Here is a 24,632-nt window from a genome sequence, read left to right as displayed (position 1 = left end):
CCGCTCGTCAGTCTTGCTTGCTCCGAGGGGAAAACCATCTACACCTAAATCAGCTTAAGGAGTAGCGCTTTCAATTTGTTAGAGCATGAATCTCATGTAGTGCATCAGTTGCACGGGAAGTACCGATCCCCTGCTCGCTCAAGGATGAATTCCCGAAATCCTGCTTTAGGGAATTGCCATGACGCGCTACATCCAGCCATTGCGAACATTGCCGCACGCGCTCCTCCTGCCTGCCTCGCTTCTGGTGCTCACCAGCTCTCCCGCCTCGGCGGCGTGCACACTTGTTCCAGGGCCGGGCAATGACACTTTCATCTGCGACAGTGGCACCAGCGGTACGCTGACCGACCTGTCCGGCGACAACAGCCTGACCTTCCCCGCCAACGGCAGCGGCCGGATCAACGGCAGCGTGACGTTTGGCGTCGGCGCCGACCGGGTCGAAATCAATTCCGGGGTCATCACCGGCGCAGTCAATCAGGGCAACGGCATTGATGACTTTGTCATGACGGGCGGCTCGATCGGCTCGCTCGCCCAGGGTGACGGCCGCGACACCTTTCTGATGACGGGCGGCACCATTGTCGGCGCCTTCGAGGACGGCGATGTCGCACGTCTCACCGGCGGCACGATCGGCCGGGTCGACATGAAGCTCGACAACAATATTTTCGATATGTCTGGCGGGCAGATTCTCGGCAATCTGGTCACCGGTTTCGGTACCGACACCATCATTGTTTCCGGCGGGCGCATCGGCGGCAACGTCAGTGTCAGCGGCGGTAACGACAGCATCACGGTGAGTGGCGGAGAAATCGTCGGCGAGATTCGCGCCAGTGTCGGTGATGACCAATTGCTGTGGAGCGGCGGCATTATCCGCTCGGCGATCCTGATGGACGTCGGCAATGACAATGCCACCCTGCGCAACCTCGACGACAGCGTGCTGGCCCTGACGCCCGGCGTCGATGGCGGCGTCGGCAGCGATACGCTGACTTTCGACAACGTACAAACGGCGCTGCCCGCGCGGTTCGGCAATTGGGAAACGATCAACCTGAGCAACGGCTCGCAGTTGGATCTGGGATCGTCCACCTTGTCCCTGGGCGACGCGGGCACCGGCACTGGCGTGTTGAACCTGGATGCCAACAGCGCGTTGTTTTCGGCGCAGGGCGCGGTATCCCCGGCCGTCGTCGGCCAGGCCATCAGCGTCAACAACTCGGGGATCGTCGACCTGACGCGCAATAACACTCGCACCGACGACGCGCTGACGGTGCAAGGCAACTATGTCGGCAGCAGCGGCCGGTTACTGCTGCAGAGCGTAGTCGGTGCCGATGATTCGCCCAGCGACAAACTGGTGGTCAGCAACGGTAGCCTCAGCGGTGGCACAGTGATCACGGTCACCAACGTCGGCGGGCTGGGTGCGCTGACTCAACTCAACGGTATTCAACTGGTACAGGCGCAAGGCAGCACCGTCAGTACCGATAACGCCTTCACCCTCAGCGCACCGATATCCGCCGGTGCGTATGACTACTACCTGTTCAAGGGTGGCGTCACGGCCGGGACTGAAAACAGCTGGTATTTGCGTTCGGCGGTGGTCGCGCCACAAGTGGTGAGCGTGCCTAACCCCGACCCGACCCAGCCACCGATGCTGGTACCGGTGGTTGCCACGCCGGTACTGGCGGCCATCACACCTCTGGCAGCCTCATCGGGCGCACCGGGAACGCCAACACCCGCAGTGATCAGCGCCACCCTGCCTGCGCTGCCCGCCGCCATGGCGGGCGCCGCACCAATTCCCCTGTATCGCCCGGAAGTCCCGACGTGGTCGGTATTGCCACCCGCCGCCGCACAACTGAGCCTCAATGCGCTGGGCACTTTTCATGACCGTCAGGGCGATCAGCGCCTGCTCACGGAACTCGGGGCATTCGGCGCGGGTTGGGGCCGGGTCTATGGCAAGAATCTTGAGCAAACCTGGGCCGGCACCGTGACACCGCGACTGGACGGCTCGCTCAGCGGCTTTCAGGTCGGCAATGATCTGTACAGCTCCCAGACCACCGGCGGCCAGACTCAACGCGTCGGTTTCTTTGTTGGCCATAGCCGTTTGCAAGGTGATGTCGATGGCTTCAACGAGGGCTTCCACAACAACAGCGCCGGCAAAATCAAGCTGGAAGGCGATAGCTACGGCTTGTACTGGACGCTGACCGATCCGCACGGCGGCTACCTCGACACGGTCGTGATGGGCACCCGGTTCGACGGCGACAACCATTCCGTTCGCGGGGTCAAACTGGACAACCGTGGACATGCCCTGACGTTATCTGCCGAAGCCGGTTATCCCTTCCCGATCAATCACACCTGGGTGATCGAGCCGCAGGCGCAGGTCATCCACCAGAAAATATCCCTCGACAACCAGAACGACGGGATCTCGAAGGTCTCTTTCGACTCGGACGGTTCGTGGATCGGTCGTCTCGGCGTTCGGCTCAAAGGCCGTTTTCAAGTCAGCGGTCTGCCGGTGGAACCGTATGTGCGCGCCAATCTGTGGCACACCTTTTCCGCCACCGACTCGGTGACATTTGGCGACAATGACGTGATCACCACCGAGCAGAAGTCCTCGACGGCGGACTTGGGCCTGGGCGTGGTGTTAACGCTCGACCGCGCCGTCAGCGTTTACGCCAGCACCGATTACAGTAGCAATATTGACAGCAATGACCTGCGCGGCGTGGTCGGCAATGTGGGTATTCGCCTCAGCTGGTAGACCTTCCGTCGGCAATTGAACCTCTCTACCTCGGGACTTTCATCGCGTTTCTCCATGCAAACAAACACTTAGTTATGTGCAGAAAAACAAACGCTTGCGACTCTCGATTTACCGCTACCGCTCATCGTTCAATTTCTTGACGTACGGGCGCGACTCTCCTTATCTCTACCTTACTACCCCCGGAAACACTATCCGGGGCAACCCTCGGACACTCGCGAAATCGAGCGGCCATGGCTTGCCCCGCTTCATTCGGTCGCCCCTCGTTCGGGGTAGGAGAGACGCCACATCGAGATATCGCATGCGCCCGCAAGGTAGACCTCCATGAAAACTTCAATCACCCCACACGAGATCAAAATCACTTTCTGCACAGTGTCGAGTTCAATCTTGCTGTGCTCATCCATGGAGGCGCAGGCCGGTCCTGCGGCGGATGAAACCACCCCGTGGTATCGCGCGGATGCGCAAGTGCTAACCCTGCCCACGACCGTGATCACCCCGAATGCCCAACGCTTCAGTCCACGGCCCGATCTGCAAGGCACGCGCCTGATCACCGAAGACCTCGCACCCTCAGCGTGGGACGAGTTGTATGGACGCAGTGCACGTCGGGCGCAAACCGATGTGCTGTCTTCGGGTTTCGCCACACCCGGCAGCGGCGATTTCAAAGGCCCGGCGGTGCTGACCCTGCAAAGCAGCAGCCATACCCAGACCATCGGTTTGGTGGGTGGTTTCAACGAGATTCAGGCCAACGGCAACGGCGTGATCACCAGCCGCGCCCTGTCCGACCCGACCCGTGACACCCTCAACCTGCAAGGTCAGAGCCTCGGTGCCTACTACAGCCTGATCGGTGCACAGGGCTGGCATGTCGATCTGTCGGCCAGCGGTGGTCGGGTCAGCGGTTTCAGTCGCAATGAACAAGGCGTACGCCAGGCCACCGAAGGCCACGCGATGACCTTCTCGGTGGAGGGCGGTTTTCCAATTGGCTTGAGTGAAAACTGGGTGGTCGAACCCCAGGCGCAATTGATCAATCAACGCATCACCCTCGACACGCCTTACGCCGGCTCCGGCAACGCGTCATCCACCGATCTGACCGCGTGGAGCGGCCGCGTCGGCGCACGCCTGAAAGGCAGTTACGATTTGAACGGTCTGCCGGTCGAACCCTACGTGCGCACCAACCTGTGGCACACGGTGTACACGGGCAGCACGGTGACCCTGGATCAAGTCGACAAAATCAGCAGCAGTCGCAAGTCTTCAACCGTCGAGCTGGGCCTGGGCCTGGTGGCGCGGGTGACACCGGTGGTCAGTCTGTATGTGAGCGCGGATTACAGCAGCGATGTGGATGACAATGATTTGAATGGGCTGATTGGCAGCCTTGGGGTGCGCATGCGCTGGTGATTTTCAGATCACCGAAAATTCCTGTGGGAGCATGTTTGCTCCCACAGGTTTTTCGGCGCCTGGATCAAGCCCCCGGTTTAAGAATCAGCACCGCCAACGGCGGCAGATTCAGTTCCAGCGACAATGACTGGCCATGGCTCGGCACTTCTTCGGTAAACGCCCCGCCGCCATTGCCATAATTGGAACCGGCGTAGGTGTCGGCATCGCTGTTGAGCAATTCGCTCCAGCGCCCGGCAAACGGCACCCCCACTCGATACGACTGACGCGGCACCGGTGTGAAGTTGGCCACCACCAGCACCGGTTGACCGTCCTTGCTCCAGCGCAGCCAGGCGTAGACGCTGTTGATCGCATCGTCGCCAATCAACCACTGGAAGCCCTGCGGTGCGTCGTCCTGGTCGTGCAGCGCCGGCTCTTCGCGGTACAGGCGATTGAGGTCACCCACCAGTTTCTGCACGCCCTTGTGTTCCGAATACTGCAGCAGGTACCAGTCGAGCTGCTGATCGTGGTTCCACTCGCGCCACTGGCCAAACTCGCACCCCATGAACAGCAGTTTCTTGCCCGGGTGGGTCCACATGAAGCTCAGATAAGCGCGCAGGTTGGCGAATTTCTGCCAGCGGTCGCCGGGCATCTTGTCGATCAGCGAATGCTTGCCGTGCACCACTTCGTCGTGGGAGATCGGCAGGATGAAACGCTCTGACCAAGCGTAGACCAGACCGAAACTCAATTCATTGTGGTGATGGGCGCGGTACACCGGATCCTGCTGAATGTAGTGCAGCGAATCGTGCATCCAGCCCATGTTCCATTTGTAGGCGAAACCGAGGCCACCCTGCTGGGTGCTCTGGCTGACGCCCGGCCATGCGGTGGATTCCTCAGCGATCACCAGGGCCCCCGGCGCTTCCAGATGCACCACATCGTTCAAATGCCGCAGGAAGTCGATGGCTTCCAGATTCTCCCGACCGCCATGCCGGTTCGGCACCCATTCGCCGGCCTTGCGCGAATAGTCGCGATAGAGCATCGAGGCCACGGCATCGACGCGCAGGCCATCAATGTGGAAATGCTTCAACCAGTGCAGCGCCGATGCAAGCATGTAGCCATGCACTTCGGTGCGCCCGAGGTTGTAGATCAGCGTATCCCAATCCTGATGGAACCCCTCCAGTGGGTTGCCATACTCGTATAACGCCGTGCCGTCGAATTGCGCCAGCCCGTGAGTATCGGTGGGAAAATGCGCCGGCACCCAGTCGAGAATCACCCCGATGTCAGCCTGGTGGCAGGCGTTGACGAACTCGGCGAACTGCTCCGGTGTGCCGTAGCGCGCACTCGGGGCGAATTGCGACAGCAACTGATAACCCCAGGAACCGCCGAACGGGTGCTCCATGATCGGCATCAGCTCGATGTGGGTAAAGCCCAGCTCCTTGACGTACGGAATCACGCGTTCAGCCAGTTCCGGCCAGGTGTACTGACGGGCCACCTCGCCCAGATCATCCAGTTCGCACTGCCACGAGCCCGCGTGCAGTTCGTAGATCGACAGCGGTGCCGAATGTTTCTGCCGCTCGCCACGGCTGTTCATCCAGTCGTGGTCCTGCCAGTCGACCTGCAGGGGCGCGGCGACTTTCGAGGCGGTGTCCGGTGGCAGGCTGGTGGCCAGCGCCATTGGATCGGCCTTGAGCGGCAGAATCCCATGGGCACCGAGAATTTCGTATTTGTACAACTCGCCCGCTTGCAGACGCGGGATGAACAACTCCCAGACCCCGGACGGATGACGCAGACGCATCGGATGCCGGCGCCCGTCCCAGACGTTGAAGTCGCCGACCACCGACACCCGCCGGGCATTCGGTGCCCACACGGCAAAGCGCACACCGTCGACGCCATCGACGGTTTTCAGTTGCGCGCCGAGGCAGGCACTGAGGTCGCGATGATTGCCCTCGGCGAACAGATACAAGTCCATTTCACCGAGCAACGGGCCAAAGCTGTAAGGGTCCTCGGCGACCTGTTCGCCACCGGCCCAACGCGTGCGCAGCAAGTATGGCCGCGCCTGATCAAAGTGACCGACGAACAACCCCGGTGTTTCAGTCTGTTGCAGCGAACCGCGCTCTTCGCCCGAGTCCTTGTCCAGCACCACCACGCTCAACGCCCCCGGTAAATAGGCGCGAATGAACTGCCCAGCGGCGCCATCGCCGTGGGGGCCAAGAATCGAAAACGGGTCGTGATGTTCCGCGCGTACCAGGGCGTCGATGTCTTTCGCCCCCGGCAGCAGTGCTTCTTTCGCTGAACCCTGTTCCTTGTTCGAGAAACTCATGACTACTCTCCACCAAGATCGGAAAAGGGTTTAAGCCCCGTCAATAACCCATACAAACCGTGCAACGGCACGGGCAGCCACGTCGGGCGATTTTCGGCTTCATAGGCCACTTCATAGGCCGCTTTCTCCAGACCGAACAACGCCAGTGCGGCATCGGCACCTTCAGGATCTTGCCAGGCATGTTCAAGACTAGCTGCCGCCTGACGATATGCCTCGACAAATGCCTCACGGGCCTCACGCAGGTACCGTTGCGCAACACGATGCCGCGCCGCTTCGGAGTCGGCGCTGTGATCGACGTTGTGCACGTTGATGGTCATCGCCGCCGCGTAATCGAAGGAACGCAGCACGCCACTGACATCCTTGTACGGACTGTGCTTGCCTCGGCGTTCGCTCAACGGCCGCGCCGGTTCGCCTTCGAAGTCGATCAGGTAGGCATCGCCCTTGATCACCAGCACCTGGCCCAAATGCAGATCGCCGTGGACGCGAATCTGCAGACCGCCGACGGCTTTTTTCGCCAGATCCTGCACGTGGCCGAGAATGGTTTTTTTCTCGTCCAGCAGCGTCTTCACCAGCGTCTGGTCCGCCGCGTTGAGCTCGCCCTGATGCTGCTTGAGCAGTTTCAACGCGTGCTCGACCTGGGCAGCGATATCCTTGCCGGTCGCCTGCGCATCCTTGGCGGTTGACACCTGCGGCGCGAAGTCGGGGTTGTCGGTCGGCGCAGCGAGCACCTTGTGCATTTCGCCCAGCCGCTGACCGAGCATCCCGGCGAAATCGCGCAACTCGCCCAAGGCGTTGTAATGCTGTTCCTGCTCGGACATGGCATCGGCGAGTTCATCGCGCAGCGCCCGTTCGAGGTTGTTTTGTGTCCATTCCCAGGCGTCGCCCTGATTGCTCAGATAGCCTTGGGCGATCATCAACAGATTGTCCTCGCCCTGGGCATCGCGACGGATGACCGAACCCAGCAGTGGAGAGATATTGGCAAATCCGGCCTCGGTCAGGTAAGCGCTCATCTCCAGTTCCGGGTGTACGCCAGAAGCGACTTTACGTATCAGCTTGAGCACCAGGCTATTGCCGATCACCACCGAACTGTTCGACTGCTCGGCCGACAGATAGCGCACTTCCGATTCGGCACCGAGGCCGAGCGTCTCCAGCAGCGGCGTCGGCGCGAAACGGATCTCGCCCTCGGTCGATTCCAGCACAGTGTTGTTCTGCATGCCTTGCAGCACAGCGCGAATAAACGCTTCGAGGCTGAACGCATCGGTGATCAGACCGACCTGACGCACGCGCCGAACACGGGCCAAAGCCAATTGCTGCGGCAACGCCGGCCCGACCTGATCCTCGGAGATAAAGCCGAACGGCAATTGATAACGGCTGGTCTGCCCGCCGCGGGTCACTTCGATTTCGCTGAGCAGTACCGGATGCTGGGCATCGCCGAAGCGCACGCCGTAAGCCAGATGCACCTTGTCGACGGCCGCATCCTTGCCGGCGAACCAGCGGCGGTTCTGCAGCCAGCTCGGCAGAATGCCTTGCTCCAGCGTCGCGCGCGAAGGTGCTTCGAGCAGTTCTTCCATGCGCTTTTTCAGCACCAGCGTGGTGAAGTCCGGCAGGCTTTGCGCCGGTTCCACGTGCCAGCTCGGCATCTGGTTTTCCGCGGCCAGGGCAAACCAGTAGAAACCGTACGGCGCCAGGGTCAGCAGGAAATTCAGCTGGCCGATCGGCGGGAACGCGTTACCGCCGAGCATCTCCACCGGCACCATGCCGACGTAGGCCGACAGGTCCAGCTCCGCCGCTTGTGCGCTGCGTGAAACGTTGGCCACGCAGAGAATGATCTCGTGCTTGCCGTCGGCGTCGGTGAATTCGCGGGTATAGGCCAGAATCCGCCGGTTGCTCGGCGAAAGCATTTTCAGCGTGCCACGGCCGAACGCCTTGGACTGTTTGCGCACGGCGAGCATGCGCCGCGTCCAGTTGAGCAGCGAGTGCGGATCACCGGCCTGGGTTTCGACGTTGACCGACAGATAGCCGTACTGCGGGTCCATGATCGGCGGCAGCACCAGACTGGCCGGATCGGCGCGGGAGAAGCCACCGTTGCGGTCGATCGACCATTGCATCGGCGTACGCACGCCGTCGCGGTCGCCAAGGTAGATGTTGTCGCCCATGCCGATTTCATCGCCGTAATACAGGGTCGGCGTGCCCGGCATCGACAGCAGCAGACTGTTCAGCAGTTCGACGCGACGGCGATCACGTTCCATCAACGGCGCCAGGCGCCGGCGGATACCGAGGTTGATCCGCGCCCGACGGTCAGCCGCGTAGTAATTCCACAGGTAATCGCGTTCCTTGTCGGTGACCATTTCCAACGTCAGTTCATCGTGATTGCGCAGGAAGATCGCCCATTGACAGTTGGCGGGAATCTCCGGGGTCTGACGCAGAATGTCGGTGATCGGGAAACGATCTTCCTGGGCTAGCGCCATGTACATGCGCGGCATCAGCGGGAAGTGAAAGGCCATGTGGCATTCGTCACCGTTGACACCTGCGGCATCGGTGTCACCGAAGTACAGCTGGGTGTCTTCCGGCCATTGGTTGGCTTCGGCCAGCAGCATGCGGTCAGGGTAATTGGCGTCGATTTCGGCGCGGATCTGCTTGAGGACGTCGTGGGTCTCGGGCAGGTTCTCGTTGTTGGTGCCGTCGCGCTCGATCAGGTACGGAATGGCGTCGAGGCGCAGGCCGTCGATGCCCATGTCCAGCCAGTAACGCATCACCGACAGCACGGCTTTCATCACTTGCGGGTTGTCGAAATTGAGGTCCGGCTGGTGCGAATAGAAGCGGTGCCAGAAGTACTGGCCGGCGACCGGGTCCCAGGTCCAGTTGGACTTTTCGGTGTCGAGGAAAATGATGCGGGTGCCGTCGTATTTCTGGTCGTCATCCGACCATACGTAGAAGTCCCGCGCCGCCGAACCGGGCTTGGCCTTGCGCGCCCGCTGAAACCACGGGTGCTGGTCGGAGGTGTGGTTGATGACCAGCTCGGTGATCACCCGCAAGCCGCGTTTGTGCGCCTCGGCGATAAAGCGTTTGGCGTCGGCCATCGTCCCGTAATCGCTGTGGACGCCACGGTATTCGGCGATGTCGTAGCCGTCGTCACGACGTGGCGAGGGATAGAAAGGCAGGAGCCAGATGGTATTGACGCCGAGTTCGGCAATGTAATCGAGTTTGGCGATCAGCCCGGGAAAGTCGCCGATCCCGTCATTGTTGGAGTCGAAAAACGATTTGACGTGTACCTGATAAATCACCGCATCCTTGTACCAGAGCGGGTCTTTGATGAATGTGGCTGCCTTGGGTTTCTTCGCCATTTGAAACTCCTGCTGAATTCTCTGATGCCACAGGGTCACCCCTGTGGCGAGGGGATTGATCCCCGTTCGGCTGCGCAGCAGTCGTCAATGCAGACAACATGTCACAGCTGAAAAAAGCGGGGCCGCTTCGCAGCCCAACGGGGATAAATCCCCTCGCCACACTGTTTGGCACATGGTTCAAGGGGCCGTAATCCGCCAGATACCGAACGGCTGATACCCCGGATCAATGCGCATGAACTGGTATTTACCGTGCCAGTCCCAGCGGTGCCCGTTCATCAAATCTTCGCCGTGCGTAGTGGCGTCATCGGGCAGACCCATTTCCCACAACGGCAGTTCAAAATTCGCTTCCTGCACGTTGTGCGGATCGAGGCTGACCGCCACCAGAATGAAGTTGCTGCCGTCCGCGCTGCGCTTGCCGAAATACAGAATGTTGTCGTTCCACGCGTTGTAGACCTTCAGCCCCAGGTGCGTGTGCAGCGCCGGGTTCTGCCGGCGAATACGGTTGAGCTGGGCGATTTCGGCAATGATGTTGCCGGGGGCAGTGAAATCGCGGACGCGAATCTCGTACTTCTCAGAATCGAGGTATTCCTCCTTGCCCGGCACCGGTGCTGACTCGCACAGCTCATACCCGGAATACATGCCCCACAAGCCCGACCCCATCGTCGCCAGCGCCGCACGGATCAGGAAACCCGGGCGCCCCGACTCATGCAGAAACGCCGGGTTGATGTCCGGGGTATTGACGAAGAAATTCGGCCGGTAGCACTCGCGCCACGGCGATTCATTCAGTTCGGTTAAATATGTGGCCAGCTCGGCCTTGGTGTTGCGCCAGGTGAAGTAGGTGTAGCTCTGGGTGTAACCGACCTTGCCCAGGCGCGCCATCATCGCCGGCGTGGTGAAGGCTTCGGCGAGGAAGATCACTTCCGGGTACAGCGCGCGCACATCGGCAATCAGCCATTGCCAGAAGGGCAATGGTTTGGTGTGCGGGTTGTCGACACGGAAGATCTTCACGCCCTCCTCGACCCAGCCAATGACAATGTCGCGCAATTCGACCCACAGGCTCGGAATCGCGTCCGGCGCATAGAAGTCGACGTTGACGATGTCCTGGTATTTCTTCGGCGGGTTTTCCGCGTATTTGATCGTGCCGTCCGGACGCCAGTTGAACCAGCCCGGATGCTGTTTGAGCCAAGGGTGATCCTGGGAACACTGGATAGCGAAGTCGAGGGCGATTTCCAGGCCATGATCGGCAGCAGCAGCGACCAGGCGACGGAAGTCCTCACGGGTGCCGAGTTGCGAGTGAATCGCCTCGTGCCCGCCCTCCTCGCTGCCGATGGCATAAGGGCTGCCCGGATCATCCGGGGCTGCCGTCAGGGAATTGTTGCGGCCCTTGCGGTGAGCGCGGCCGATCGGATGGATCGGCGTGAAGTACAGCACGTCGAAGCCCATGTCCTGAATCATCGGCAATCGTGCGTGCACATCATTAAAGGTGCCGTGACGAGCGGGATCGTCGGTGATCGAGCGGGGAAACAGCTCGTACCAACTGGCAAACTCGGCCAGCTCGCGTTCAACGTCCACGGGGAACTCGGGACTGACGCTCAGGTAGGCGCGGTGATCGGCCTGCGCCATCAGTTGCGCACTGCGCGAGTGCAGAAACAGCGCGACCTGCTCGGTTTCGAGCAGCCCGGACAATTCATGGTGCAACGCGGCCAGTTGTTCGCTGAGCTGGCCTTCGCTGCGTTCGGCGGCTTGTTGCACCATGCTCCGGCCTTCCTGCAGCTCCAGGGAGACGGGCACCGCGGCGGTGTGCTTCTTCTCCAGTTCGTACTGAAAACTGGCGAAATGATCGATCCACGCTTCGATGCAATACAAATAGCGGCCCTGATGCTCGGGCCGGAACTGACCGCGCCAGCCGTTATTGCCCTGATCGGCCATGACTTCGCTTTGCCAGGTCTCCTCGCCTTCCTCGCGCCAGCGGATGCGCACCGCCAGCTTGTCGTGGCCATCGGCGAAGACCTTGCTGGTAACCACCACCTCACGACCGGCAATCGACTTCACGGCGAACTGCCCGCCATCGAGGGTCGGCATGGTGTTTTCGATAACGATGCGCGGCAACAGCAACGCCTGCGACAGCGGCATGTGCGGGTTGTAGCTCAGCTCTGAAGGTTTTTCAGCAGTCATCGAGCATCTCTCCTTAACGCCCCAAGGACGCTCTTGTGCCGGATCAGCGTGCGCGACAAAGCGCCTGCCCCGGAATGAACTCACCTAGGTTCCGAGCGACTGGCGCCGGGAAAAGTTCACAGTGATTTGCCTGTGCGAAAAAGCGGATCGTTTTCGCCGCAAGGTGGTCAATCCACTTAAGCACTTCTCACGCCATGTGCCACACGGAGGTCACCCTGATGAACATCCCGATTCCGGCCGAAACGCCTGATCCGAACATCGACAAACCCACCCTGCCGGGGACAGAACCGCAACCGGTGCCCGAGCAAGAACCGCCAGGCACCACGCCACCGGCCAAGGAAGAACCGCCGACGACGATGCCACCGGTTATCGTCTGATTCTTCCCTGCGCGCTGATATGGCTCATGTAGGAGCAGCCTTCGGCAGCTCCTACAGGTGCCTGTTCTGCTCATCGTCCTTTTCGAACACGCGGACAATTCGCGGCATCACGCTAAAGATCCCCAACGCCAGCAACGTACTGAACAGCGCCGTCGCCTCTCTGCCCAACCCGGTTGCCACACCAATGGCTGCGGTCATCCACAACCCCGCCGCCGTCGTCAGACCTTTCACGTGGCCTTCATCACCTTCGCGGTTTTTCAGGATGGTGCCGGCACCGAGAAAACCGATCCCGGCAATCACCCCTTGCAGCACTCGACTCATCGCGTCAGATTCAGCGCCGGACGTCTGCGGCACCAGCACGAACAGCGCCGCACCGAGCGCCACCAGCATGTGCGTGCGCACCCCGGCAGCCTTGCCCTTGTGTTCGCGCTCGAAACCGAGGATGCCCCCAAGAATCGCTGCCATCAGCAGGCGCACGGTGATCCGCGTCAACTGCGACGCATCACCGATGTCGGCGAATTCCGCCTGCAGGGTTTCCCACACTTCATGCCACCACGCGTTCATAGGGAGTCCTTGTTATTGGGCTGGATAAACGATGGACAGCGGCGACCATTAATCAGTTGCGCAGAACGATCGGCGAAGCCTGTGCCCTAACCTTTCAGACCCCCCTGAAAAAAGGACTGCCCTCATGCCCCTTCGAGTCGATGAATCCAATCCCGAACAAAAAATGTGTTTTTTCACGGTCGAGAATGGCGAAGAAATCCGCATTTGCGACACCCTGGAAGTCCGCACGGACAGCGACAAAGCCATGTCGTTCGTGGAAATAGAGGGCCGGCGCGTTTACATCACCGAAGCAGAAGCCGACGAATTGACCGTTGCAGGCGCCAGAGACGGTCGCAAGCACTTGAAGGCTGACGAGAGTGGTTCGGTGATTTGACTGACCTTGATCAACACCTCGCGCAAACGTCTGATATAGGCGTTTGCGCCTTTGTTTGCGGGCTGCTTCAAGTTGTCGCAGGCGTTGTACAGAATCTCATCTGATCCGCTTTTTATTGAAATACCTGAGTCTGTTATGCAAACAGATCGACGCTCATAGTGCGCTGGCCTGATGGAGGCTGATGAGCGAATGACCATGAGCGAACAAATTCCCGTCCGAACCGTAGAAGCAAGCCCCACTATAAAAAATGTACCGGGTCGCCCGATGAAGGCGAAGGCCGGCTCCACTGACAAGCAGATTCACACCCGCAGCTTCACTGGCCTGTACCGCACGTTGCGCATGAGCGGCGCGGGGTTTCTGTTTCTGCTGTTCTTCGGCACCGTGTGGCTGAACTGGGGCGGTCGTCAGGCCGTGCTCTGGGATCTTTCCGAAAGCAAATTCCATATCTTCGGCGCGACCTTCTGGCCGCAGGATTTCATCCTGCTCTCGGCGTTGCTGATCATTGCCGCGTTCGGTCTGTTCGCCATCACCGTGTTCGCCGGGCGGGTCTGGTGCGGTTACACCTGCCCACAGAGTTCGTGGACGTGGATTTTCATGTGGTGCGAGAAAATAACCGAAGGCGAACGCAACCAGCGGATCAAGCTGCAAGCGGCGCCGTGGAGCCTGAACAAACTGGCCCGACGCGCCGCCAAGCACACGTTGTGGCTGGCGATCAGCGTGATGACCGGACTGACCTTTGTCGGCTACTTCACCCCGATCCGGCCGCTGGCCGAAGAACTGCTGACCTTGCACATCGGTGGCGTCAGCCTGTTCTGGGTGCTGTTCTTCACCGCTGCCACCTACATCAATGCCGGCTGGCTGCGAGAAGCGGTATGCATGCACATGTGCCCGTATGCGCGGTTCCAGAGCGTGATGTTCGACAAGGACACCCTGGCGATTTCGTACGACGTGGCCCGTGGCGAAAACCGTGGCCCGCGCAAACGCGAGGTGAAACCCGCCGAGGCCGGCCTCGGTGACTGCATCGACTGCCAGTTGTGCGTGCAGGTTTGCCCGACCGGCATCGACATCCGCGATGGCCTGCAGATGGAGTGCATCGGTTGCGCGGCGTGCATCGACGCCTGCGATTCGATCATGGACAAAATGAACTACCCGCGCGGTTTGATCCGCTACAGTTCCGAACGGGAATTGCAGGGGGGCAAGACCCATTTGCTGCGTCCGCGTCTGATCGGCTATGTCGCGGTGCTGCTGGTGATGATCGGTGCGCTGGCCATGGCGCTGGTCGAACGGCCGATGGTGTCGCTGGACGTGACCAAGGATCGCGGGCTGTTCCGTGAGAACGGCCAGGGCCAGATCGAGAACATCTACACCCTCAAGGTCATCAACAAGACCCAGCAGCGCCAGGCCTACAACCTGAGCCTGGTCGATGGCGACGGTTTCCAGTTGCAAGGCAAGACCGAACTGAGCCTGGCGCCGGGCGAGATTGTTGATGTGCCGGTGTCGGTGGCGATGACCACGGAGCGTCCGGCCAGCAGTTCACAGACCTTGAGTTTCAAGATTGCCGACAGCGATGAGCCCGAGATTTATAGCTTGGCGAAAAGCAGGTTTGTGGCGCCGATGAATCGTTGAGCCGTTAGAATCCTTTCCCCTCACCCCAGCCCTCTCCCGGAGGGAGAGGGAGCCGACCGAGGTGTCTGTCGCTATACATCGACCTGACAGACCGAGTCGATTATGGATTCAGCAAAGCACTTTCAGACCGAGTCGATTATGGATTCAGTAAAGCACTTTCAGGCTGAGTCGATTGTGGATTCAGCAAAGCACTTTCAGGCTGAGTCGATTGTGGATTCAGCAAAGCACTTTTCAGGCTGAGTCGATTGTGGATTCAGCAAAGCACTTTCAGGTCGGTGTAGTTCGCTAGCATCCCCCAATCAGTCCCCTCTCCCTCTGGGAGAGGGTTAGGGTGAGGGGCAGTTCTCCTGACACACCTCATCATCAACCAGCACCAAGGCTCCTCGATGAAACGCTACGAAAAATTCGCCGACGACATCGCTGAACTGATCCGCTCCGGCGTCCTAGGCCCCGGCCAGCGGGTGCCGTCGGTGCGCTACGCGAGCCAGACCTACGGGGTCAGCCCATCCACGGTGTTCCAGGCTTATTACCTGCTGGAACGCCGCGGCCTGATCCGCGCCCGGCCGCGTTCCGGCTACTTCGTCAACACCCATGCGCCGAGCCCGTTCTCGGAGCCGGTGATCAGCAGCCATGTCAACGACTCCACCGAAGTCGACGTCAGCGAACTGGTGTTCTCGGTGCTGGAATCGATCAAGGACCCGAGCACCGTGCCCTTCGGCTCGGCGTTTCCCAGCCCGACGCTGTTCCCGCTGCAACGCCTGTCGCGGTCACTGGCCAGCGCCGCCCGGGAAATGGACCCGCGCATGGTGGTCACCGACATGTCGCCGGGCAACCCGCAACTGCGCCGGCAGATCGCCCTGCGCTACATGGTCGGCGGACTGATGCTGCCGATGGAAGAACTGCTGATCACCAACGGCGCCCTGGAAGCGCTGAACCTGTGCCTGCAAGCGGTGACCGAGCCGGGCGACCTGGTCGCCATCGAGGCCCCGGCGTTTTATGCCAGCCTGCAAGTGCTGGAGCGGCTGAAACTCAAAGCGGTGGAAATTCCCGTGCACCCACGCGACGGTATCGACCTCGGCGTGCTTGCACAGACGCTGGAGCGACATCCGATCAAGGCCTGCTGGTGCATGACCAGTTTCCAGAACCCGATGGGGGCAACCATGCCCGAGGCGAAGAAACAGGAACTGGTGGAACTGCTGCGCCGGCATCAGGTGCCGCTGATCGAGGATGACGTCTACGCCGAACTCTATTACGGCCAGCAGGCGCCGAAACCGGCCAAGGCCTTCGACACCGAAGGGCTGGTGATGCACTGCGGCTCGTTCGCCAAGAGCCTGGCCCCCGGCTACCGCATCGGCTGGGTCGCTGCCGGGCGCTACGCGCAGAAAATCGAACGGCTGAAACTGATGACCTCGCTCTGTGCCTCGATGCCGGCACAGGCGGCGATTGCCGACTATCTGCAACATGGCGGCTATGACCGCCACTTGCGCAAGCTGCGCTACGCACTGGAAGAACAGCAGAGCGCGATGCTCGCGGCCATTGCTCGCTATTTCCCGGCACAAACCCGGGTCAGCCAACCGGCGGGCGGCTACTTTTTGTGGCTGGAATTGCCGCCGCAGATGGATTCGCTGAAGTTGTTCCAGATGGCATTGGCGCAAGGCATCAGCATTGCGCCGGGGCCGATATTCTCGCCGACGCAGCGCTTTCGCAACTGCATCCGGTTGAATTACGGCAGCCCGTGGACCGAGGACTCGGAGAAGGCGATGGAGACGCTGGGGCGGATTGTGCGGTCGTTCTGACAGTTCTGTGTTGTTTGAACTATCGCTATCGCGAGCAGGCTCACCCCTACATTTGAAATGCGTTCACCTGCAGGAGTGAGCCAGCTCGCGATGGGGTCTGTCCAGACACCGTTGAATTAACGGCCGCCACCCAGATCAACAAACGTCCCGGTCGCGTACGAAGCCTTGTCCGACAACAACCAGACAATCGCCTCCGCCACCTCATCCGGCCGCCCGCCCCGGGCCATCGGAATCGCTGACTCCAGCTTGCTGACCCGATCCGGATCGCCACTCAGCGCATGGAAATCGGTGTAGATGTAACCCGGACGCACGGCGTTGACCCGAATCCCCTCGCCCGCCACTTCCTTGGACAGACCGATGGTGAAAGAGTCGAGCGCACCTTTGGACGCCGCGTAATCGACGTATTCATTCGGCGAACCCAGGCGTGCAGCCACGGATGACACGTTGACGATGCTGCCGCCCTGTCCGCCATGCTTGGGCGACATGCGCAGGATCGCGTGCTTGGCGCAGAGGATCGGCGCCAAGACGTTGGTTTTCATGATTTTCAGAATGCGGAATTCGGACATTTCATCGACGCGCGATTTATGCCCGACGGTGCCGGCGTTGTTCACCAGCGCGGTGACCCGGCCCAGTTCGGTATCGACCCGGTGAAACAGCGCAATCACCTCGTCTTCGATACTGACATCGGCGCGCACCGCAATAGCCTGCGCACCCAGCGCACGGACTTGTTCCAGTACGCTTTGTGCGGCCTGCTCGTCTGACTGATAGTTGATGCAGATCCGATAGCCCTGTTCGGCGGCCAGCAGCGCCGTGGCTGCGCCGATGCCGCGTCCGCCGCCGGTGATCACAATGACTTTATCCATGCAGACCTTCCCCCCAATGCACACGTAACAGTCGGGGGGAAGAATAACCGCCATTGGCGGGTTTTGCATGGGCTCTGTCAAAGGCTCGGCCGGTACCGCGACTTTCGCAGTTGTATTGCATTTGTGGCGAGGAAGCTTGCTCTCTCGCCACAGTGTTTGTCTTGAACAACGCTCAGCGTGACGTCAGAGCGCCGCCAGCTTCTCCGCGCTCACGATGCTCTGCATGAACTTCTCTGCCGGCATCGGATGCCCCAGTAGATACCCCTGCAACGAATCACACCCCAACTGCGTGAGGAAATCCTGCTGCACGCCGGTCTCCACGCCCTCGGCGACGATCCGTAAACCCAGCGCCTGACCCAGCGCGACAATGGCCGAGACAATCGCGGCATCGTCACTGTCATGCTCCAGATCCCGCACAAACCCCCGATCAATCTTCAACTCGTTGGCCGGCAGGCGTTTGAGGTACATCAGGCTTGAATAACCGGTACCGAAGTCGTCGATCGACAGGTCCACGCCCATGTCGGACAACTCTTGCAGCACCGTCATACTTGCGTCGGCGTCGCTCATCGCCGTGGTTTCGGTGATTTCCAGGGTCAGGCTGTTGGCCGGCAAATGGTGGGTAGCCAGGGCCTTGGCCACGCTCTGCACCAACCCGGCGTGACAGAACTGCAATGCCGACAGGTTCACCGCGATGCGCCAGTCGGTGTAGCCCAGCACGTACCATTCGCGCATCTGCCGGCAGGCTTCATTGAGCACCCACTCACCGATGGCGATGATCACCCCGGTTTTCTCGGCCAGATCAATGAACTTGTCCGGCATCAACATGCCGTGCAACGGATGCTGCCAGCGCAACAGCGCTTCGGCGCCGACCGGATGACCATTGGCGGCGTCGAACTTCGGCTGGTAATACAGGCTGAACTGGTTGTGTTCGAGTGCCGCACGCAGGTCCTGCAACAATTGCAGCTGTTTTCGTGCATTGCTGTTCATCGACGCATCGAAAAAGCTGTAGCCGTTTTTGCCGCCGCCCTTGGCGTGATACATCGCCGCGTCAGCGTTCATCAGCAGTTCCTGGGCGTTCTGACCATTGCCCGGGTACAGCGCAATACCGACGCTGGCAGAAATCTGCAGATCATGCTCGGCGACGCGGAACGACTGCCCGATCAGGCCGACCTGTCGCGCCGCCAGACTCAAGGCATCATTGGGCTCACTCAGGCGCACCAGCAGCACGAATTCGTCGCCGCCAATGCGCGCCAACGTGTCCTGGCTGCGCAAATCCTCACGCAGACGCAAGCCCACTTCGCGCAGCAACTGATCGCCCATGTGATGGCCAAAGGCATCGTTGACCGGTTTGAAACCGTCCAGGTCAATAAACATCAAGGCAAAACAACCGCCCTGCTCATGGACTTTCTTGATCGCCTGGTTGATTCGGTCATCCAGCAGCATGCGGTTCGGCAGGCCGGTCAGGGTGTCGTGCAGGGCCAGTTGCGTCAGTTCGCGATTGGCCACGGTCAACGAGTGCGCAAGATCGGCGGTGCGCGCTTCAAGGCGAGCGTCGAGAATCGACGTCAGCAAGGCAATCGACAGCACCGCCAGCGTGGTGATCAGTACCAGGCTGTCAACGCCATTGCCTTTGAGACCATTGAGCGTTGCGCCACAGAAACTGCCTTCGGGAAACTGCGCTGCTGCCATGCCGGTGTAATGCATGCCGACGATGGCGATGCCCATGATCACCGCTGCCCCGGCGCGAATCAGGCGCACATAGGGCGAATGCTGACGCAGCCGGAAAGCGATCCACAGCGCGACGGCACTTGCACCGACGGCAATCAACAGCGATGCGCCGAAGAGCGTCGGATCGTAGTCGATCCCCGGTGTCATGCGCATTGCCGCCATACCGGTGTAGTGCATAGCACTGATACCGGCGCCCATGGTCAGTGCACCGAAGATCAGTTGCAGCACCGGCAGCTTGGGCTGACTGACCAGCCACAGGGCAAAACCACAGGACAGCACCGCGATCAACAGCGAAAGCGCGGTGATCCCGATGTCGTAGCCCAGGTCGATCGGTAATTTGAAGGCGAGCATGCCGATAAAATGCATCGACCAGACGCCAACGCCCATGGCCAACGCACCACCTGCCGTCCAGAAATGCACGGCTCGGCCCCTTGAGGTGGCAATGCGCCCGGTCAGGTCGAGCGCGGTGTATGAGGCAAGAATCGCCACGCACAAGGAAATGAAAACCAGGGTGTAGGAATAACTACCGATGAGCATGGAAATTCTCGTAGCCAGCCTGACGGTATAGCGTCCTTTCTCGGCCGGGCAAAAGCGGCGATTGTACTGATTGCGCTGAAGAACGCACTGACAAAGTGAGCAAATTGCCATCAACCCGATGAAACGCTTGTTTGATCGTCCGCCAGGGCGAAAGCCGGCCTATACCAGCAGGTTAAAAATATATTCCCCTGCAGGTCAGCGGGAGTCGGATACATCAAGTTGGCCATCCCAGCCCCCGCCCAGTGCGGCAATCAATTGCACGCTGGCGATCAGGCGGTTCTGCAGGATGGTCAACACGCTGCGCTCGTTGCTCAATGCTGTGGCTTGCACCACCACCACATCGATGTAAGCAATCAGCCCGGCCTTGTACTGGTTTTCGGTCAGGCGCAAGGAATCACGGGCCGCGTCCAGCGCCTCCTGACGCACCGCCGCTTCGTCTTCGTACACCTTCAGCTGCACCAGATAGTTTTCCACTTCACGGAAACCGTCGAGCACGGTCTGACGATACTTGGCCACGGTCTGGTCATACACCGCTTCCGTGCGGTCGACTTCCGCCGAACGGATGCCACCGTCGAACAGCGGCAACGTCAATTTCGGTCCCACCGACCAGAAGCGGTTTGGCAGACTGATCAGGTCTTTCGAGGTGCTGCTGCTGTAACCACCACTCAGGCTCAGGGACAGGTCCGGGTAATACGCAGCCTTTGCCACGCCGATATTGGCGTTGGCCGCGATCACCGAGCGCTCGGCCGAGGCAATGTCCGGGCGGCGCTCCAGCAATTGCGACGGCAGGCTCAACGGCACCTGCGGCAGGTTCGGAATGGTCTGGGTTTCGGCAATCTTGAAGTCCGCTGGCGCCTGCCCGGTCAGCACGGCGATCGCATTCTCGAATTGCGCCCGCTGCCAGATCAGATCGACCAGATCGGCCTGGGTGCTTTTCAGCTGGGTTTGCGCCTGCGCGACCGCGTCACGTCCGGAAACGCCGGCGCGGTATTGGTTCTGGGTCATTTTCAGCGAGCGTTCGTAGGCGGCAACAGTAGCCTCGAGCAAGCGCTTCTGCTGATCGATCACGCGCAATTGCAGGTAGTTCTGCACCAGTTCCGATTGCTGGCTCAGGCGCATGGCCGCCAGATCGGCAAAACTCGCCTGGGCGCTGGCCTTGTCGGCCTCGAGCCCACGGCGCAACTTGCCCCAGACGTCAGCCTCCCAGCTCACCCCCAACTGCGCGTTGTAGGTGTCACGAATACCGCTGGACGAACTGCTCAGGCTCGAACTGCTGCTGCCGGTGCCCTGACTGGAACGGGTTTTACCCAGACTCAGGTCGACACTCGGATAAAACGCCCCACGTGCACTGCGCACCAGTGCCTGCGCCTGACGAAATTGCGCTTCGGATTGAGCAACCGTCTGGTTGGAACTGTTGAGTTGCTCGATCAGGCCGTTGAGCTGTTGATCGCCATACAGTTCCCACCACGCGCCCCGCGCAAGCGAGTCGCTGGGGTTGGCCTGACGCCAGCCCTCGGCCTCCTTGTACTGGGCGATTTCAGCGGTCTGCGGACGCTGGTAATCAGGGCCGACAGCGCAGGCACTGAGCATCGCCACGCACAGCGACAGACTCAACAGGCGCGAACCGCGAACAGTGGCCAGATGGATAAGCGAACGGTCAGTCATAGCGGAGTTTCCAGAGCGGCGTCAGTACGCACGCCACGCCATTGGTTGAAGCGATGGCGCAGCTTGTCGAGATAGAGGTAAACCACAGGCGTGGTGTAAAGCGTCAGCACCTGGCTGAAAATCAGCCCGCCAATAATCGTCAGGCCCAGCGGCTGGCGCATTTCCGCGCCTTCTGCGCGGCTGAGCAGCAATGGCAAGGCCCCGAGAATCGCCGCCAGTGTGGTCATCAGGATCGGCCGCAAGCGTTGCAGGCAGGCACTGCGAATAGATTCCAGCGGCGTCATGCCCTGATGACGCTCCAGTTGCAGCGCAAGGTCGATCATCAGGATCGCGTTCTTCTTCACCACGCCGATCAGCAGGAACAGGCCGAGCAAGGAGATCAGGCTGAACTCGCCGCCCAACGCATAGATCGACAGCAACGCACCGACCCCGGCCGAGGGCAGCGTCGACAGAATCGTCAGCGGGTGGATATAGCTTTCATACAGCACACCCAGCACCAGATACACCGCCAGCAGCGCCCCCAGAATCATGAAGGGCTGGCTTTTCTGGGTGGCGGCGAAGGCGTCGGCGGTACCGGCCATTTTTGCAATCACGTCTTCCGGCAGACCGAGCTTGGCAATCGCCCGCTCGATGGCCGCGCTGCCCTGCTCCACCGTCACGCCTTCGGCCATGTCGAAGGAAATGTCCTCGGAGGCGAACTGGCCTTCGTGGCTGACCCGGTCGTCTTCCAGACTGCTTTCATAATGGGCGAACGTTGACAGCGGAACCCGCGCGCCGTCGGCGGTGATCACCTGCACCTGCTTGAGGGTAACCGGGTCCTGGGCGTATTTCGGGTCGACCTCCATCACCACCTGATACTGGTTGAGGCTGTCATAGATCGTGGAAATCTGCCGCTGGCTGTAGGCGTTGTTCAACACCGCCGTGACCATGTTCATGTCCACCCCGAGGCGCTTGGCCTGATCGCGGTCGACGATCAGTGTCACCTGCTGCGCACCACGGCCTTCACGGGCATCAATGGCCGTGAGTTCAGGTAACGCCCGCAGCGCCGTGACCACTTTCGGATACCACTCGCGCAACTCGCCCAGATCACCACTTTGCAGGATGTAACTGTATTGCGACGTGGTCTGTTCGCGACCACCGCCAAACTGCAGGTCCTGGTCGGCCATCAGCATCAGTTGCGCGCCGGGCACCTTGGGCATTTCCTTGCGCAGGCGTTCGATGACCTTCTGGGCCGACAGGTTGCGCTCCTTGATCGGTTTCAGGCGGACCAGCATGAACGCATTGTTGGTGCCGTTGGTGCCACCGATGAAACCGGCGACGCTTTCCACCGCATCGTCCTTGAGCACGGCGCGGCGGAAAATTTCCATTTTCGGCTGCATCACGCTGAACGACAGACCATCGTCGCCGCGCACGAAACCGATCAACTGGCCGGTGTCCTGCTGTGGCATGAAGGTTTTCGGCACCACCACATACAACGCGACGTTGACCCCGACGGTGATCAACAGGCTGAGCAAGGTCAGGCGCCGATGGCGCAGCACCCAGTCAAGGCTGGTGGCGTATTTGCCGACCATCCAGTCGTTGGTGCGCCGGCTCCAGCGTTGCAGACGGTTTTCCTGGCCCGGTGTGTGCGGCTTGAGCCAGCGGGCACAGAGCATCGGGGTCAGGGTCAGCGAGACCACCAGCGACACCACGATGGCCGCTGCCAACGTGATGGAGAATTCACGAAACAGGCTTTCGACAATGCCGCCCATAAACAGGATCGACAGGAACACCGCCACCAGTGACACGTTCATCGACAGCAAGGTGAAACCGACTTCCTTGGCCCCGAGATAAGCGGCCTGCAGCGGTTTGACGCCTTCGTCGATGTGCCGGGAAATATTCTCCAGCACCACGATGGCATCATCCACCACCAGACCGGTGGCGAGAATCAGCGCCATCAGCGACAGGTTGTTCAGCGAAAACCCGTAGAGGTACATCACCGCAAAGGTGCCGACCAGCGACACCGGCACCGCCAATGTCGGAATCAGCGAGGCGCGGAAGTTACCGAGGAACAGGAACACCACCAGAATCACCAGCGCTACAGCAATCAACAGGGTCATTTCCGCTTCATGCAGAGTAGCCTTGATCACCGGCGAGCGGTCCATTGCCAGGTTCAGCTTCACGCTGGCCGGCAGCACCGCCTGCAACGCGGGCAGCTGCGCCTTGATCTCGTTGACCGTCTCGATGATGTTGGCGCCAGCCTGACGGTTGATCACCAGCAACACGGCGGCGTCATCGTTGAAGAAGCCACTGTTGTAGCGGTCTTCGACGCCGTCGCTGACCTTGGCCACATCCTTGAGGCGCAGCGCGGCGCCGTCGGCGTAGTGGATGATCAGCGACTCGTAATCCTTGGCTTTCTCCAATTGATCGTTAGCCTGGATCTGCCACAGGCGCTGGCCGTCCTCGACCGAGCCCTTGGGTCGACGCACATTGGCTTCGGCAATGGTCTTGCGTACATCATCGAGCGCCACGCCGTACTGGTTCAGCGCCTGCGGTTCGAGTTCGACACGCACCGCCGGCAACGAACTGCCGCCGATCTGCACTTCACCCACGCCCTGCACCTGGGACAGGCTCTGGGACAGGATGGTCGAGGCAAGATCGTAGAGCTGGCCTTTTTCCAGGACATCGGAGGTCAGCGACAGCACCATGATCGGTGCCTGCGACGGGTTGACCTTTTTGTAGGTCGGCATGCTGCGCATCCCGCTCGGCAACAGGTTGCGCGAAGCGTTGATCGCGGCCTGTACTTCACGGGCCGCACCGTTGATGTCGCGGTCGAGGTCGAATTGCAGAATGACCCGGGTCGAGCCCTGGCTGGAGCGGCTGCTCATGGTGTTGACGCCGGCAATGGCGCCGAACGAACGCTCCAGTGGCGTGGCCACCGTCGAGGCCATGACTTCCGGGCTGGCGCCGGGCAGGCTCGCCTGCACCACGATCACCGGGAAATCCATTTGCGGCAGCGGCGCCACCGGCAGCAGACCGAAGCTCACGCCGCCAAGCAGCATGATCGCCAGGCTCAGTAGCATGGTCGCGACCGGTCGCTTGATGAAAGGACCAGAAAGATTCATGGCTCAGAGCTCCAAGCTTCAAGCTTCAAGCTAAAAGCCAGGTAGCCGGGCCCTTGCTGCTTTT

14 protein-coding genes are annotated in these 24,632 nt (G+C 60.6%); 6 read left to right on the top strand and 8 right to left on the bottom strand.

Annotation, left to right across the window (positions count from 1 at the left end; translation table 11 throughout):
- The first annotated feature begins 178 nt into the window (after positions 1-178).
- Together K5Y35_RS20945 and K5Y35_RS20940 are read left to right on the top strand one after the other, a co-directional pair.
- Entirely contained in the window at positions 179-2,731 is a 2,553-nt protein-coding gene (locus K5Y35_RS20945; protein ID WP_222832819.1) for an autotransporter outer membrane beta-barrel domain-containing protein, read from the top strand.
- Between the two features lie 321 nt (positions 2,732-3,052).
- Positions 3,053-4,120: an autotransporter outer membrane beta-barrel domain-containing protein gene (locus K5Y35_RS20940; protein ID WP_222832818.1), complete on the top strand. Its 1,068-nt coding sequence runs from the start codon at positions 3,053-3,055 to the stop codon at positions 4,118-4,120.
- 64 nt (positions 4,121-4,184) lie between these two features.
- Here K5Y35_RS20940 and glgB read toward each other — a convergent pair whose 3' ends face one another.
- The 3 genes from glgB to K5Y35_RS20925 form a co-directional block, all read right to left on the bottom strand.
- Complete coding sequence (gene glgB, locus K5Y35_RS20935) at positions 4,185-6,416, bottom strand: 1,4-alpha-glucan branching protein GlgB (RefSeq protein WP_222832817.1); 2,232 nt, start codon at positions 6,414-6,416, stop codon at positions 4,185-4,187.
- Positions 6,417-6,418: 2 nt separating this feature from the next.
- Positions 6,419-9,760 (bottom strand): maltose alpha-D-glucosyltransferase, encoded by a 3,342-nt coding sequence (gene treS / locus K5Y35_RS20930; RefSeq protein ID WP_128614268.1) that lies wholly within the window; start codon positions 9,758-9,760, stop codon positions 6,419-6,421.
- Between the two features lie 177 nt (positions 9,761-9,937).
- Positions 9,938-11,935, bottom strand: a complete 1,998-nt coding sequence (locus K5Y35_RS20925; protein WP_222832816.1) for an alpha-1,4-glucan--maltose-1-phosphate maltosyltransferase — start codon at positions 11,933-11,935, stop codon at positions 9,938-9,940.
- A 218-nt stretch (positions 11,936-12,153) separates the two neighbouring features.
- Between K5Y35_RS20925 and K5Y35_RS20920 the strand changes: the two genes are divergently transcribed.
- Entirely contained in the window at positions 12,154-12,312 is a 159-nt protein-coding gene (locus K5Y35_RS20920; RefSeq protein ID WP_222832815.1) for a hypothetical protein, read from the top strand.
- Between the two features lie 51 nt (positions 12,313-12,363).
- Here K5Y35_RS20920 and K5Y35_RS20915 read toward each other — a convergent pair whose 3' ends face one another.
- Positions 12,364-12,876 (bottom strand): MgtC/SapB family protein, encoded by a 513-nt coding sequence (locus tag K5Y35_RS20915; protein ID WP_123469073.1) that lies wholly within the window; start codon positions 12,874-12,876, stop codon positions 12,364-12,366.
- Positions 12,877-13,000: 124 nt separating this feature from the next.
- Between K5Y35_RS20915 and K5Y35_RS20910 the strand changes: the two genes are divergently transcribed.
- From K5Y35_RS20910 to mapR, 3 genes are all read left to right on the top strand, one after another.
- Entirely contained in the window at positions 13,001-13,249 is a 249-nt protein-coding gene (locus K5Y35_RS20910) for a DUF3203 family protein (RefSeq protein ID WP_222832814.1), read from the top strand.
- Positions 13,250-13,444: 195 nt separating this feature from the next.
- Positions 13,445-14,875, top strand: a complete 1,431-nt coding sequence (gene ccoG / locus K5Y35_RS20905; protein ID WP_222832813.1) for a cytochrome c oxidase accessory protein CcoG — start codon at positions 13,445-13,447, stop codon at positions 14,873-14,875.
- Positions 14,876-15,261: 386 nt separating this feature from the next.
- Complete coding sequence (gene mapR, locus K5Y35_RS20900; RefSeq protein WP_008087199.1) at positions 15,262-16,671, top strand: GntR family transcriptional regulator MpaR; 1,410 nt, start codon at positions 15,262-15,264, stop codon at positions 16,669-16,671.
- Positions 16,672-16,787: 116 nt separating this feature from the next.
- Here the strand turns inward: mapR and K5Y35_RS20895 are convergent, their stop codons facing one another.
- The 4 genes from K5Y35_RS20895 to K5Y35_RS20880 form a co-directional block, all read right to left on the bottom strand.
- Positions 16,788-17,534: an SDR family oxidoreductase gene (locus K5Y35_RS20895; protein ID WP_123469077.1), complete on the bottom strand. Its 747-nt coding sequence runs from the start codon at positions 17,532-17,534 to the stop codon at positions 16,788-16,790.
- 183 nt (positions 17,535-17,717) lie between these two features.
- Complete coding sequence (locus tag K5Y35_RS20890) at positions 17,718-19,799, bottom strand: putative bifunctional diguanylate cyclase/phosphodiesterase (RefSeq protein WP_222832812.1); 2,082 nt, start codon at positions 19,797-19,799, stop codon at positions 17,718-17,720.
- 195 nt (positions 19,800-19,994) lie between these two features.
- Positions 19,995-21,464 carry an efflux transporter outer membrane subunit gene (locus K5Y35_RS20885; RefSeq protein WP_123469081.1) on the bottom strand — a complete coding sequence of 490 codons (1,470 nt, stop codon included), beginning with the start codon at positions 21,462-21,464 and terminating at the stop codon, positions 19,995-19,997.
- The gene (locus tag K5Y35_RS20880; RefSeq protein ID WP_186746826.1) at positions 21,461-24,568 is read right to left on the bottom strand and encodes an efflux RND transporter permease subunit; all 3,108 of its coding nucleotides are present in this window, start codon (positions 24,566-24,568) and stop codon (positions 21,461-21,463) included. Before K5Y35_RS20880 ends, K5Y35_RS20885 begins: the two co-directional genes overlap by 4 nt.
- Between the last annotated feature and the right edge of the window lie 64 nt (positions 24,569-24,632).

It is taken from the genome of Pseudomonas sp. SC3(2021) (assembly GCF_019856535.1).
In the GTDB taxonomy this organism is placed as follows: domain Bacteria; phylum Pseudomonadota; class Gammaproteobacteria; order Pseudomonadales; family Pseudomonadaceae; genus Aquipseudomonas; species Aquipseudomonas monsensis.
The sequence above is the reverse complement of the archived record's forward strand: the minus strand, read 5'-3'. Positions and strand labels throughout refer to the sequence as shown.